At 66.8% G+C, this 13,272-nt stretch carries 16 protein-coding genes and 1 pseudogene; 6 read left to right on the top strand and 11 right to left on the bottom strand.

What is annotated here, in order from left to right; translation table 11 throughout:
- The first annotated feature begins 22 nt into the window (after positions 1–22).
- On the top strand, positions 23–307 hold the full coding sequence (locus AC13FN_RS03765; protein WP_005411628.1) for a DUF2782 domain-containing protein: 285 nt from the start codon (positions 23–25) through the stop codon (positions 305–307).
- Between the two features lie 131 nt (positions 308–438).
- Here the strand turns inward: AC13FN_RS03765 and AC13FN_RS03760 are convergent, their stop codons facing one another.
- A complete protein-coding gene (locus tag AC13FN_RS03760) occupies positions 439–885 on the bottom strand; it encodes a universal stress protein (RefSeq protein WP_005411629.1) in 447 nt (148 codons plus the stop codon).
- Positions 886–1,069: 184 nt separating this feature from the next.
- On the opposite strand from AC13FN_RS03760, the gene AC13FN_RS03755 reads away from it, so the two are divergent.
- Positions 1,070–1,216 (top strand): hypothetical protein, encoded by a 147-nt coding sequence (locus AC13FN_RS03755; RefSeq protein ID WP_187296445.1) that lies wholly within the window; start codon positions 1,070–1,072, stop codon positions 1,214–1,216.
- Between the two features lie 81 nt (positions 1,217–1,297).
- Here the strand turns inward: AC13FN_RS03755 and AC13FN_RS03750 are convergent, their stop codons facing one another.
- The 10 genes from AC13FN_RS03750 to AC13FN_RS03705 all read right to left on the bottom strand — a co-directional run bounded on the left by AC13FN_RS03750 (position 1,298) and on the right by AC13FN_RS03705 (position 10,557).
- Positions 1,298–1,852 (bottom strand): hypothetical protein, encoded by a 555-nt coding sequence (locus AC13FN_RS03750; protein ID WP_053443736.1) that lies wholly within the window; start codon positions 1,850–1,852, stop codon positions 1,298–1,300.
- A gap of 177 nt (positions 1,853–2,029) precedes the next feature.
- Positions 2,030–2,356 (bottom strand): low molecular weight protein tyrosine phosphatase family protein, encoded by a 327-nt coding sequence (locus AC13FN_RS03745; RefSeq protein WP_012481619.1) that lies wholly within the window; start codon positions 2,354–2,356, stop codon positions 2,030–2,032.
- 104 nt (positions 2,357–2,460) lie between these two features.
- Positions 2,461–4,653 carry a DNA helicase II gene (gene uvrD / locus AC13FN_RS03740; protein ID WP_049436010.1) on the bottom strand — a complete coding sequence of 731 codons (2,193 nt, stop codon included), beginning with the start codon at positions 4,651–4,653 and terminating at the stop codon, positions 2,461–2,463.
- Positions 4,654–4,662: 9 nt separating this feature from the next.
- On the bottom strand, positions 4,663–6,084 hold the full coding sequence (locus AC13FN_RS03735; protein WP_482984538.1) for an FAD/NAD(P)-binding protein: 1,422 nt from the start codon (positions 6,082–6,084) through the stop codon (positions 4,663–4,665).
- A gap of 54 nt (positions 6,085–6,138) precedes the next feature.
- On the bottom strand, positions 6,139–6,792 hold the full coding sequence (locus AC13FN_RS03730; RefSeq protein ID WP_478413085.1) for a hypothetical protein: 654 nt from the start codon (positions 6,790–6,792) through the stop codon (positions 6,139–6,141).
- A gap of 36 nt (positions 6,793–6,828) precedes the next feature.
- Entirely contained in the window at positions 6,829–8,247 is a 1,419-nt protein-coding gene (gene cls / locus AC13FN_RS03725; protein ID WP_482984602.1) for a cardiolipin synthase, read from the bottom strand.
- A gap of 192 nt (positions 8,248–8,439) precedes the next feature.
- On the bottom strand, positions 8,440–8,607 hold the full coding sequence (gene rpmG, locus AC13FN_RS03720) for a 50S ribosomal protein L33 (RefSeq protein WP_170272460.1): 168 nt from the start codon (positions 8,605–8,607) through the stop codon (positions 8,440–8,442).
- 10 nt (positions 8,608–8,617) lie between these two features.
- Entirely contained in the window at positions 8,618–8,854 is a 237-nt protein-coding gene (gene rpmB, locus AC13FN_RS03715) for a 50S ribosomal protein L28 (protein ID WP_005411638.1), read from the bottom strand.
- A 244-nt stretch (positions 8,855–9,098) separates the two neighbouring features.
- Entirely contained in the window at positions 9,099–9,608 is a 510-nt protein-coding gene (gene dnaQ / locus AC13FN_RS03710; protein ID WP_482984537.1) for a DNA polymerase III subunit epsilon, read from the bottom strand.
- 55 nt (positions 9,609–9,663) lie between these two features.
- Positions 9,664–10,557, bottom strand: a complete 894-nt coding sequence (locus AC13FN_RS03705) for a LysR substrate-binding domain-containing protein (protein WP_482984536.1) — start codon at positions 10,555–10,557, stop codon at positions 9,664–9,666.
- A gap of 108 nt (positions 10,558–10,665) precedes the next feature.
- Between AC13FN_RS03705 and AC13FN_RS03700 the strand changes: the two genes are divergently transcribed.
- The 4 genes and pseudogenes from AC13FN_RS03700 to AC13FN_RS03685 form a co-directional block, all read left to right on the top strand.
- Positions 10,666–11,055 carry a RidA family protein gene (locus tag AC13FN_RS03700; RefSeq protein ID WP_010482367.1) on the top strand — a complete coding sequence of 130 codons (390 nt, stop codon included), beginning with the start codon at positions 10,666–10,668 and terminating at the stop codon, positions 11,053–11,055.
- Positions 11,056–11,296: 241 nt separating this feature from the next.
- Positions 11,297–11,629, top strand: coding sequence for a hypothetical protein (locus tag AC13FN_RS03695; RefSeq protein ID WP_019337929.1), 333 nt, complete (start codon positions 11,297–11,299; stop codon positions 11,627–11,629).
- Between the two features lie 56 nt (positions 11,630–11,685).
- Entirely contained in the window at positions 11,686–12,939 is a 1,254-nt protein-coding gene (locus AC13FN_RS03690) for a TolC family protein (RefSeq protein WP_482984535.1), read from the top strand.
- Positions 12,936–13,272 (top strand): annotated as a pseudogene (locus AC13FN_RS03685) (efflux RND transporter periplasmic adaptor subunit); the annotation flags it as partial. The gene AC13FN_RS03690 and the pseudogene AC13FN_RS03685, both read left to right, overlap by 4 nt.

The raw sequence follows: 13,272 nt of genomic DNA, 5'->3' as shown, positions 1-13,272 counted from the left end.
TTCCAGGCAAAGGCCCCCGCCGATGAAGACCCTGATGCTGGCTTCCCTGCTCCTGCTCGCTGGCTGCGCCAGCATGGGTGGCGCAGGCGCTCCCCCGGTGGACGTCAAGGGCGCGGACGTGTCCAAGCGCACCATGGACAACGGCGATGTCATCGAGGAATACCGCGTGTCCGGCCAGCTGCGCATGGTCAAGGTGACTCCGTCGCGCGGTGCTCCGTTCTACATGTACGACAAGAACGGCGACGGCCGTTTCGACAACGACAAGGATGGCGTGTCGCCGGTGTACTGGAAGCTGTACAGCTGGTGAGGTGCCCGGGGTCGGATCCCTGCGATCCAGTGGATCCACGCCATGCGTGGATTCACCCCCGGCCCCACAAAAAACAACGCCGGCGCGCATCCTGCGGCCGGCGTCGGGTCCCCTCCCCGGGAACGCTTGAATCAGCGGATGACCAGCACCGGCAACGTGCTGCGTGCCAGCACCTCAGCGGTCTGGCTGCCCAGCAGCACGCGGGTCACGCCACGGCGGCCATGCGAGGTCATCACGATCAAATCACTGTTGCGCTCGCCCGCCGTCTCGATGATGCCGTCGGCCGCATAGCGGTCCAGCACATGCACCGGATTGGCGGTAATGCCCTGCTCGGCGGCCTTGGCCAGCGCCGGCTGCAGCACCTTCTGCGCGCCTTCCTCGCGGTCGGCCTTGTACTCGGGGCTGTTCATGTAGCCCACGCTCCAGCCCATGGCGTCGTACATGCCGACGGCCCACGGCTCGGACACAGTCACGATATCGACCTCGGCATTGAGGTCCTTGGCCAGCTCCAGGCCCTTGGCCAGGCCCTTGTCGGCCAGCTCGGACCCGTCGGTGGCAATCAGGATGCGCTTGTACATGGTGGGGCTCCGTGGCGATCTGCCAGATGGGAACGACACCATTACACACCGGATGTGCAGGCCACGCCTTGAGCAGGATCAATCCGGCGCCACGCAGTGGCGTGTGCGCACCGCCGGCTTGCGCGCCCCCTTGCCCCGGCGCATGCTGGGCTGGCGGCAGCGTGCCGCGCCCCGGAGAACGCACGTGCAGGACAGCAAGCCCCCGGTCTGGAGCTCACAGAAGTCCATCCTGGTCGCGGTGATCGTCGCCTTGGCGGTACTTTTCGGCGGCTACCAGATCGGCAAGGACATGGCGCTGCGAGACAACGCCCGCCAGGCAGCAGGCAGGTAACCTGCTTCTGTAGAGCCGAGCCCATGCTCGGCTGCGGATGAAGGAGCCGAGCACGGGCTCGGCTCTACATCAGGCCCGCCCTCAGGCGATCTGCACCACGCGTGCGTTCTGGCACAGCGGATAGCTGGCCACGAATTCGGCAATCGCATCACGCATCGCCTCGAACGATTCGCCGTACATGTACAGCGCGGTTTCGGTCGGGCCCTGCCACCAGCTGCAGATCTCGCCCAGGCCGTCGATGTTCTCCGACAGTTGTTCGAATACGTGGTTGGAATCGCACTGTTCGTAGACTTCGTCTGGCAGATTCAGGCCATCCAGGTAGATGCCCAGGCCCTCGGTCACGCCGAAGCTGCGATCGGCCTCGCCAGCCCCCTGCAGCTGCGAACCCTTCGGCGCGCCCAGCTGTTCCAGCAGGTCGATCAGCTTCGGTACGCCATCCGCACCGACCAGTGCCACTTCGATATCGCCGTATTCGACCTCACCCAGATCCGACATCGCGGTGCCGCCGCCGGTGAGCTCGCCCACCTGGGCCGCCTGCAGCAGCGCGTCGAGCGGATCCTCGAACAGCTCGTGGCGATGCTCCGGCTGCAGCCGGGCGTTCAACTTCACAGTGACGTGCAGCGTGGGTTCGGTCATGGGGCGTTCCTGGAAGAAGTGCCGCTTATTGTAGAGCCGAAGGTAGCGGCAGGAGCCGCTGCCAACGTCGCTTGCGACGGCCCGAAGGGTGCCGGTCAGGACGACCGGCATCGCCATGCTCAGCTGCTTCTGGTGGGAAAGAGCAGCCGAGCATGGGCTCGGCTCTACAACAGCCCGTCAGCGCAGGAACGGCGTCACCTTGCGTTTCAGCAACTCCACCAGCACCGGGTCCATGTAGTCGTAGTCATCCGGGATATCCAGGCAGATCACCCGCTTGCCGTTCAACCAGGCCTTGTAGCGGCTGGACAGCCGGTTGCGGTGGGCGCGTTCCATCACGAACACCAGGTCGGCCCACTGCAGCAGCTCGGGGCTGAGCACTTCCTCAGCGTCGGCCAGCAGCCCGGCCGAGGCGGTCTCGATGCCCGGCCAATCGGCAAACACCTGCTCGGCGGTCGGGCTGCGCAGGCGGTTCTGGCTGCAGAGGAAGAGCACGTTGCGGGTCATGCGTACTCGCCTATGTAGAGCCGAGCGATGCTCGGCTGGTTTTCTCCGCCAAAAGCAGCCGAGCATGGCTCGGCTCTACAGGAGTTCCCGCCCCTCGACGGTGATCAGATCACCGTCAGATTCGCATACGCCATCACCAGCCACTTGCTGCCGGCGTCGGCGAATTCGACCTGGACGCGGGCGTGCGCGCCGCTGCCCTCGTAGTCAGTCACCATGCCTTCGCCGAACTTGGGGTGGGTGACCAGCGCACCGAGCTTGACCGGCGGTGCCTCGATCGAGGCATGGCCCATCACCCGGCTGGCGCCCATCGAGGCCGGCCGCGAGACCTGCACCTTCGGGCGCACTTCGTGCAGCAGCTCGCGCGGAATCTCGCGCAGGAAGCGCGACGGCAGGCTGTAGTTGTCCTGGCCGTGGATACGGCGCGATTCGGCATAGCTCAGCACCAGCTTCTGGCGCGCGCGGGTGATGCCGACGTAGGCCAGGCGGCGCTCTTCTTCCAGCCGCCCGCTTTCCTCCAGCGAACGTGCGCTGGGGAACAGGCCTTCCTCCAAGCCGGCCAGGAACACCAGCGGGAATTCCAGGCCCTTGGCCGAGTGCAGGGTCATCAGCTGCACGCCGTCCTCGCCCGCCTGCGCCTGGCCCTCGCCGGCCTCCAGCGCGGCATAGGCCAGGAACGCGATCAGCTCGTCCATGTCCTCGCCCACTTCCTCGATGTCGTCGGCGCGGCGCACGAAGCGCGAGGCCACCGAGACCAGTTCGTCGAGGTTGTCGGTGCGCGATTCCGAGTCCAGCGCGTTGCGGCTTTCCTTGCTCCAGTGCTCGCGCAGCTGCGAGCGGGCCAGCACGTGGTCGACGCGCTCGGCCAGGGTCATGTGCAGGGTCTGCGCCTGCAGCTCGTTGACCAGCACCAGGAAGCCGGCCAGCGCATTGCGCGCACGTGCGGCCAGCGCGCTGCCCTGGGTGACCAGCATGGTCGCTTCCCACAGCGAAATACCCTGAGCGCGCGCTTCGCGGCGCACTTCGTCCAGCGTGCGGTCGCCGATGCCACGGGTGGGCGTATTGACCGCGCGCTCGAAGGCGGCGTCATCGTTGCGGTTGGACAGCAGGCGCAGGTAGGCCAGCGCGTCCTTGATTTCGGCACGCTCGAAAAAGCGCATGCCGCCGTACACGCGGTACGGCACCTGTTCGCTCAGCAGCGCCTCTTCCAGCGCGCGCGACTGCGCGTTGCTGCGGTAGAGCACGGCCACTTCAGTGTAGCTGCCACCGTCGCGCACCCACTGGCGCGCACGCTCGACGATGTAGCGCGCCTCGTCCATTTCGTTGTAAGCGGCGTACAGGTCGATCGGCTCACCGTCACCACTGTCGGTCCACAGCTGCTTGCCGATGCGGTCGGGGTTGTGCGCGATCACCGCGTTGGCGGCGCCGAGGATGTTGGCGGTGGAGCGGTAGTTCTGCTCCAGGCGGATGGTCTGCGCGCCGGGGAAATCGCGCAGGAAGCCCTGCACGTTCTCGACCTTGGCACCGCGCCAACCGTAGATGGCCTGGTCATCGTCGCCGACCACGAACACGTGGCCGGAATCGCCGGCCAGCACGCGCACGAAAGCGTACTGGATGGCATTGGTGTCCTGGAACTCGTCCACCAGGATCTCGCGGAAACGGGCGCGGTAATGCGACAGCAGCGCGGGGTTGTCGCGCAGCAGTTCGTGCGCACGCAGCAGCAGCTCGGCGAAGTCGACCAGGCCGGCGCGGTCGCAGCGCGCCTGGTATTCGATGTAGGCCTGGCGCATGGTTTCCAGCCACGCATCGTGCGGCTCGGGCTGGATGTGCTGCGGGCGACGGCCCTCGTCCTTCTGTGCGTTGATCCACCACGCAATCTGCTTGGCCGGGTACTTGCCGTCGTCCAGTTCCAGCGCCTGCACCACGCGCTTGACCAACCGCAGCTGGTCATCCGAATCCATCACCTGGAAACCTTCGGGCAGCTTGGCGTCCTGCCAGTGCAGGCGCAGCAGGCGGTTGGCCAGGCCGTGGAAGGTACCGATCCACATGCCGCGGCTGCCATGGGGCAGCTGGGCGTCGATGCGGTGGCGCATCTCGCCGGCCGCCTTGTTGGTGAAGGTCACCGCGAAAATGCCGTGGGTCGGCACGCCATCGACTTCATGCAGCCAGGCGATGCGGTGGGTGAGTACGCGGGTCTTGCCGGAACCGGCACCGGCCAGCACCAGGTGGTGGCCGGGGGGAGCGGAGACGGCTTCGCGCTGGGCCGGGTTCAGGCCATCAAGCAGGTGGGAGACATCCATGCCCCCATTTTACGGCATCGCCGTCGCGGCTCCTGCGATCACTTCGGTGGCGAGCGCCTGCGCCTGCTGACGCAGTTCAGGCACCGCCAGGCTTTCCCACAGGCTGCCGATGCGCAGGCTGCCGAGCACGCCCAGCCGCGCCTGCGGCTGGCCACCGGCGGCGCGCAGGCGGCCGCCCGGCACCGTGCTGTCCAGGCCCAGCCCATGCGGGCCGGGGCGGGCCAGCCGATCGGCCTGCAGCTGCTGCAGCAACGGATTGCGCAGCGCACTGGCGCGGGTTTCGACGCCGGTGGCGTTGATCACCCCGCTGATCGTCCACTGCTGTTCATTGCCGGAGGCATCGCTGCCCGACAACTGCAGCGCATCGCCTTCGCGCCAGACGCGCTGCAGGCGCGACCGGTGGATACGCAGCTGGCCGCTGTCCTGCAGGGTCTGCAGCTGCGCGTCCACCTCTTCGGCGATGCGGTGGCGATGCACGTCCCAGTAACGCACCACGTGCCGCAGGAAGCGGCGCTGGTCGGCCTCATCGAGGCTGCACCACAGCGCCTGGCCGTGCGGGCGGATGCGGTCCATCACGCCCTGCCACGGCAGACCATCGGCCTGCGCCTGAAGGGCGAAGCCGCGCAGCGCACGCAGGCGCTGGCGCAGGTTCATCGGCAGCAGCACCGCCGGATCGAAGCTGGGCAGGCCGCCGTGCGCGTGCGGCAGCGGCAGCAGGCCATGGCGCGAGATCACATGCAGCGGGCCGGTATGACCGGCGGCGACCAGCGCCAGCACGGTGTCGGCCATGCTCAGGCCGGAGCCGACAATGGCCACGGCCTGTTCGCCGGCCAGGGTACGCACACCGTCGTAGTCCCAGGCCTCGATCACATCATCGGCGGGCAGCGCGTCGGCACCGGCCACGGGCAACGGGCGCATGCTGTTGCCGGTGGCCAGCACCGCCTGCGCAGCGTGCAGCGTGCTGCCATCGCCGAGTGTCAGCTGGTAGCCGTGGTCATCCGGCTGCAGGCCCAGTACCGGCTGCGTGATCACCTGCAGCTGTGCGGGGCTGGCGGCCACGGCCTCCTGCAGGCGCTGCTGCAGGTAGGCAGCAAAGTAATGGCGACACACGTAACGCTCGCCCAGCACCTCGCGCGCCTCGCCCGGGTAGGCGTTGGCGGCCACCAGATAGTCGAGGAAATCGCCGGGCTGGTCGGCAAACGCACTCATCTTTGCCGCCGGTACGTTCAGCAGGTGCTCCGGCCATGGCGTGGCATAGGCGATGCCCTGGGCCAGCTGCGAGGCGGGCTCGAAGATGGCCAGCGCCAGCGGCGCGTGGGCCTGGCGCAGTACCTGGATCGCCACCAGCACCCCGGCTGCACCACCACCGATGATCGCCAGGTCCAGTTCGCCATTACGCGGTGAATCAGTCATGTGCCGATTGTAGGTCATCGGCGATGACAGGCCGGATTGCCGAAGTGGGCGGGATGGGCGCTTCTTCTTGTTTCAGATCGATCCTGATGAAGGATCTACCTGGCCAAGTGCCTTCAATTGGCGAATTCGATTACTGAACATCGCTGTCAGTAGACGCTTGCTGACTGAATCTATGTCGTCAGCGATCTCGTTGAGATCGGAAACTGAGTAACCCTCCGAAACCGCCGCGGCGAAGCTCGTGGCAACTTCAATTGCAGCCGCTGCAGGGGCGTTCATCCTTTCTACGTCTAGAAGCTTCAGGGCCAAAGCGAGGTACTGGTCAGAATGCACTCTATAGAGCCGATCGCTATCGGTTGCCTTTCGCGCCCAAACGTCGTGCTGAACTCGGTTCCGAGCATCCCGAACCTTATCCAGTGCACCCAGCAGCTCAACTACATCTTGAAGAGCTGCGCCATCAAGGGTCTCTGTAGCAATCTTCCGTGCCGCTTCGGAAGCCGACTTTGCCGAACGATGCTTTTTGAGAGAACTCTTCACCCGCTCCGGCGTTGTATTGATAAGTACGGCGAGTAGACAGAAAAGATTCACCTCGGCTTGAGCCCAAGCTGTGGCGATGGAGCCTATTGCAGCGCCAAATTCGGGGCGATCCACCACAACATGCGGCCCGACCTCGACCAAAGAGCTTCCGCTCTCATCGAACACCTGCAACCCATGCTTGCCCTTTCCCATAAGCTCCCCGCATTCAGCTACTTTCGATTCGATTTCTCACATCAACGCATCGGCCAAGCGTGCGATGCCTTCGCGGCTGCGCCGCCAGGTGGGGCGGCTGCGCCACTGCTGCAGATCCAGCTGCCGCGACTCACGCAGGTAGCCGTCCTCGATCCCGCACAACTGCTTCACCAGCGCGTGGTCGTAGCAGATCAGGCCGATCTCGGCATTCAGCGCGAACGAACGGATATCCATGTTGATCGAGCCGAGCACGGCGATGTCCTCGTCCACGCTCATGTGCTTGGCGTGCAGGAACTGCGGTTCGTACAGGGCGATGCGCACGCCGCAACGCAGCAGTTCGTCGTAGTACGCCTCCTGCGCCCACGAGGTCAGCCGCTGGTTGTTGCTGGCAGAGAGGATCAGCTGCACCTGCACGCCGGACAATGCGGCGATACGCAGCGCGCTCAACGTGGCCTCGTCGGGCACGAAATACGGGGTCACCATCACCAGCCGGCGCCGCGCCAGATGAATCAGCGCCGCAACCGCATCGCGCGCGTTGCTGTACGGGTAGGCCGGGCCGCTGGGCAGCAGCTGGGTAGCGATGTCATCACTGCACTCGGGCACGTCGGCAATCACGTCCAGGCGCTGGCCGGTTTCCATGTACCAGTCACTGGCGAACACCGCCTCCAGGTGCGCCACCGCCGGGCCACGCACGCGCGCCACCAGCTCGCGGTTCGGGTGGCCGGGCACGAACTGCGGGCCGGCCAGGTTCTGCGAACCGACATAGGCCACTTCGTTGTCGATCACCGCGATCTTGCGGTGGTTGCGCAGGTCCATGCGCCCGCTGCGGCGCCAGCGCAGGCCACCGGGCAGCATTGCGCGCACTTCGATGTCGCGCGCTTCCAGGCGCTTGCGGTAGGCGCGCAGGCCGCGCTTGGCGCCCACCGCATCGAGCAGCACGCGGCACTGCACGCCACGCGCAGCCGCACGTTGCAGCGCCTCGACGATGGCCTCACCGACCGCATCGTCGAACATCAGGTAGTACAGCAGGTGCACGCGGTCTTCGGCCTGGTCGATGTCGGCGATCAGCGTGTGCAGCGATTCGTCGTAGTCGGTCAGCAGGTCGACCGCGTTGCCGTGCACCGGCATGAAGTCGCCCTGGCGCTGCACCAGCGGCACGATCTCGGCGCAGGCGGTGTCCGGCTGCGGGGTCCAGCGCAGGCGATGCTGCAGTGCCTGTTCTTCGCGGATGACCTGCGAGGCCTCGGCCTGGCGGCGGATGCGCTCGCGCGACAGCCACGGGTGGCCGAACAGCAGGTACAGCGGCAGGCCCAGCAGCGGCACGAAGCCGACCAGCAGCAGCCAGCTGCGCGCCGCACCCGGCGTGGTGCGGGTGGGAATCCAGCACAGCGCGACCAGCCGGATGAGCCAGTCGATCAGCAGCAGGTAGGAACCCAGCAACCACTCGAACAGCATCGCGTCGCCCGTCGGGAGGTGATGGGCCATTCTGCCCAGCAGGGTGTGTAGAGTCGAGCCGCGCTCGACTGCGTTGAACCAGCGTGTCGACCAAGGTCGACACCCACAGGCACCCACCGGCCCCACCGTCGGGCATGAAAAAACCCGCCACGAGGGCGGGTTTCTTCGGAAGCGACCAGCAATCCTTGCGGATTACTTGATCTTGCCTTCCTTGTACGGGACGTGCTTGCGCACGACCGGATCGTACTTGGAGAATTCCATCTTCCCCGGGGTGTTCTTCTTGTTCTTGTCGGTCGTGTAGAAGTGACCGGTACCAGCGGTCGAAATCATACGGACCTTATCGCGCTTGCCTGCCATGATCGTCTACTCCTCAGACCTTTTCGCCGCGCGCACGCAGCTCAGCCAGAACGGAATCGATACCGTTCTTGTCGATGGTGCGCAGTGCATGCGCGGAAACACGAAGCTTCACCCAGCGGTTTTCGCTGGCAACCCAGAAGCGGCGTTCGTGCAGATTCGGCAGGAAACGACGACGGGTCTTGTTGTTGGCGTGCGAGACGTTGTTACCCGTCTGCACTCGCTTGCCGGAAACCTGGCATACGCGGGACATTGCGCACCTCGATAGTAAGTTGTGTCAGCCCGTAGCCCGGGAGACGGCGGCCTCGATGGTTGCCCACCACACGTCAAGAGAATCAAAGGGTTACGCTGGCGTTGGGCGGCCGGGGACATGCTCCCGGGGGCGCCGCCCGGTAGAAAACCGGACACAGCGAGCCGCGCATTATGCACGGGTTCAAGCACTTGCGCAAGTTACCCACAGGCCGGGGCTGAACACGACGGCCCCCTGTAGCGCCAGCTCAACGCAGGTGCGGAATCACCTGGGCCAGCAGATGGGCATCCTTCAACGCGCCATGCAGACCACGGTTGCCCGGGATGCGCAGGCGCTGCAGCACATCGTCCAGCTTGTTGCCCTGGCCGGGCCAGCGCCCCCGCGCCAGCTTCAGGCTGCAGGTGATGCGGCAATGCTGGGCCAGCGTGCCGGGGATGCCAGCCAGGCGCAGCTCGTTGTCCAGGAAGCCCACGTCGAAGGTGGCGTTGTGCGCGACCATCTCGCTGCCGCGCAGGAATTCCAGCAGTTCGGCGGCCTTGCTGGAGAACAGCGGCTTGCCCACCAGCATCGCATCGCTGATGCCATGCACGCGCTGTGCGCCCCAATCGACCCTGCGCTGCGGCTGCAGGTAGGTGTGGAACTGGCGACCGGTGAGCTGGCCATCGATCAGTTCGACGGCACCGATTTCGATGACCCGGTGCCCCAGGCGGTGGGAGATGCCGGTGGTTTCGGTATCCAGTGCGACGATGCGACTCATGCGTGAGGCTGTTTCCTGTTGCGTGCTGTGGTGATTTTCGCACGCCCGGTGTGTGTCACCCCAGCGCTTCCATCACCCAATCAATGAACACCCGCAGCCGCTGGCTCATGTGCCGGTTCGGCGGGAACATCACGTGCATAGGCATCGGCGGCAGCTGCCAGTCCTGCAGCAGCGGCAGCAGTTCGCCACGCGCCACATGAGGCTTGGCCATGTAGCTGGGCAACGTGACCACGCCGAGCCCCGCCAACGCAGCGGCCAGATAGGCATTGCCGTCATCGAAGCCAACCGTATAGCGGCCCCGCACTTGTACGCGCTCCTCGCCGCGCTGCGCGCTGAACACTCTCGCCCGGCCACTACGCGGGCTGAGGAAGCCGACCATGTGATGATCAGGCCCTTCCAGCGCGCGCGGGTCGGCCGGCATGCCGAAGCGCTGCACATAGCCTGGACTGGCGTGGAAGCCAATCGGCAGCGCAGCCAACGGCCGCGCCACCAGCGCCGGATCGGCCGGGATGCCGCCACGGATCACGCAGTCGACGTTGTCGGCGATGACATCGACCTCACGGTCGCTGACGCCGATATCCAGCTGGATCTCCGGGTAGCGCGCATGGAACTCCGGCAGCGCCGGCACCAGCCGCAACCGCGCGTACGGCCCGGGCACATCCACGCGCAGGCGTCCGCGCGGCTGGGCGGCCGCGTCGCCCAGCCCGCCTTCCACCTCGTCCAGTTCGGCCAGGAGCCGGGCGATGCGCGGGTAATAGGCCGCACCGTCGGCGGTAACGCTGACCCGCCGGGTGGTGCGGTTGAGCAGGCGCAGCCGCAGGTGCGCCTCCAGCTGCTGCACCAGCTGGGTGACCGTGGTGCGGCTGACCTGCAGGGTGTGCGCGGCGCGGGTGAAGCTGCCGGTTTCCACCACCCGGGCAAAGGCCCGCATCGCCTCGAAACGGTCCATGGCTGGCCGTGATTGTTTGTGATTGGCAATCAATCTAGGCCGATCATCGCGGTTTATCCAGACAGCGCCGGCGGGGAGCATGGCGTTCTCTCCCACGGGATCTTCCCCATGTCACAGCGTGATGTCGTTTTCCCCGCCGGACGCCAAGCCCTCTACGAGCGCAACCGCTATTCGCCGGCGATCCGGTCCGATGGCTTCCTGTTCGTTTCCGGCCAGGTCGGCAGCCGCGAGGACGGTTCGCCCGAGCCGGACTTCGAGACGCAGGTGCGCCGCGCCTTCGAGAATCTCAATGCGGTGTTGGCCGCCGCAGGCTGCACGTTCGATGACGTGATCGACGTGACCGTGTTCCTGGTCGACCCGGAAACCAACTTCGAGAAGGCCTGGGCGATCGTGCCCGAGTACTGGGGCGAGGCGCCGCACCCGACCCTGACCGGTATCGGCGTGACCTGGCTGTATGGGTTCCAGTTCGAGATCAAGGTGATCGCGAAGCTGCCGTGACCGCTACTGTAGAGCCGAGCCCATGCTCGGCTGGTCGTGCGAAAGCAGCCGAGCGTAGGCTCGGCTCTACAGACGCGCAGCCGGTGTCCGACCCCACGGGCCGAAAAGCGTGCCGACCCAGGTCGGCGCCCATCAGGGCAGAAGGCCCCCAGGCCGCCCACCTGAACGGGAGATTCCGACGTATTCCCGAAGCGGCCATTGATATTGTATCCGGCGAAAACCGCTTGCTAGCCTCCCCTTCATGCGCTGGATCACCCGCCACCTCCGTTCGACCCTGCTGATGCTGCTGATGGCGGCATTCGTGGTCGTGCCGGTGGCCGATGCCCTGGCGTGCACGGTGGAACCGCATGCCAGCACGGTGCATGTGGAATCCGCACCGGATGCCGATGGCGATACCGACGGCAAGCATGTCGGTGCCTGTGGCCACAACCACTGCCACCACTCCAACCTGAGCCTGCCGGCGCACACGATCGCCGCCTTCGGGGCGCCACTGCCGGCGCGCTGGATGAGTGCGGGCGATGCGGCGACCTATGCGGTCGCCCAGGATGAATTGACGCGTCCACCCCGGGCGTGAGTTGAGCGCGTCCCGCGATTGCGGGCTCCCGTTTCACTCACAACCGGAATCCCCCTATGTCGATCCTGACACCTCGGTCGCCGCGTGCGGCCGGGCTGGTCGTCGCCGTGTTGCTGGGCCTGGCCCCGGCGGCATCGGTGATGGCGCAAGCCGCCCCCTCCTACGACACCCTGCTTGAACGCCTGGACCAGCTGCCCGGCACCCGTGTGGGTACGGCACTGGCCGAGGCCGCCGATGCGCGCGCCGACCAGGCGCGTGCGTTGCCCAATCCCTCCCTTTCCTGGTCGGCCGAAAATGCCTGGGGCTCCGGCACCTACCGTGGCATGGGCAAGGCCGACACCGTGCTCACCCTGTCCCAGCCGCTGGAGGTCTGGGGCCAGCGTGGCGCGCGCGTCCGTGCGGCCCGCGCCGAAGCACAGGCCGCCAACCTGCGTGGTGCCCAAAGCCGCAGCGACGTGGCCAGCCAGCTGGCGGTGGTCTATGCACAGGCGGAAAGTGCACTGCGCCGCTACACCCTGGCCGAGGAAGCACTGTCACTGACCCGCGATGACGCCAACGCCGTCAACGCCATGGTCAAGCAGGGCCGCGAACCACAGCTGCGCGCGGTGCAAGCGCAGAGCGAAGTAGCCAATGCCATGGCGTCGCTGGATGAAGCACAGGCGTTCCGCGATGCCGCGCTGGCCCGCCTGGCCGGCACCGCGCTGCTGGATGCGCCGGTGCAGTCGATCGACAACAGCCTGCTCGACCGCACACCGCCGCTGCCGCGCGGTGCCACCGATACCGCACTGGCGGTGCGCATCGCCGAAGCCGAAGCCGATGCGGCGGGCAAGCTGGTCGACGTGGAGCGCAAGCGCGCCCTGCCCGACCTCAGCGTCACCGCCGCGCAGACCCGCTTCCGCGAAGGCGGCGAGCGTGCCTACAACCTCGGGGTCAGCCTCAGCATCCCACTGTTCGACCGCAACCGCGGTGGCATCCGCGCCGCCAATGCCGACCAGCGCGCGGCCGAAGCACGCCTGGACCAGCAACGCCGCGACAGCGAGGCCGCACGCCTGTCCGCCGTCGCCGGACTGAAAGCCGCCAGCAGCCGTACCCGCGCCGCCGATGAGAGCGTCGTCGCCGCCGAAGAGGCGTATCGCCTGGCCCGCGTCGGCTTCGATGCCGGACGCATCTCGCAGCTGGAACTGCGCAGCACGCGCAGCGCCCTCATCGCCGCCCGCGGCACCGCCGTGGATGCGCGCCTGTCGCGCGTCGCCGCGGAAATCGATCTTGCCCGCCTTGAAGGGCGCGCACCTTTTGTGGAGGCCCCATGACTCTCTCCCGTACTTTCCCGCTGATCGGCGGCGTGCTGCTGACCGTGCTGCTGGCCGGCTGCGCTGGCAACGCGCAGACACCTGCAAATGAAGACCCCGCCACGGCCAAGGCGAGCACCGACGATGGCCACGGCCACGCGACCGACAGCAAGGAAGCCAAGGCGGAAGCCGCCAAGGCGCCGGCTGACGCCGATGAAGGCGTGGTGCCGCTGACCCCGGAGCAGATCAAGGCGTCCGGTATCGAGGTGGTCGCCATCGGCCGCGGTGGCGGTGGGGGGGCGCCGCGGTACCGCCCCCGCCGGCCCGCGGGGGGGGCCCGGGGCGCCGGGGGGT

This window comes from Stenotrophomonas sp. 115C5 (genome assembly GCF_056861055.1).
The sequence above is the reverse complement of the archived record's forward strand: the minus strand, read 5'-3'. Positions and strand labels throughout refer to the sequence as shown.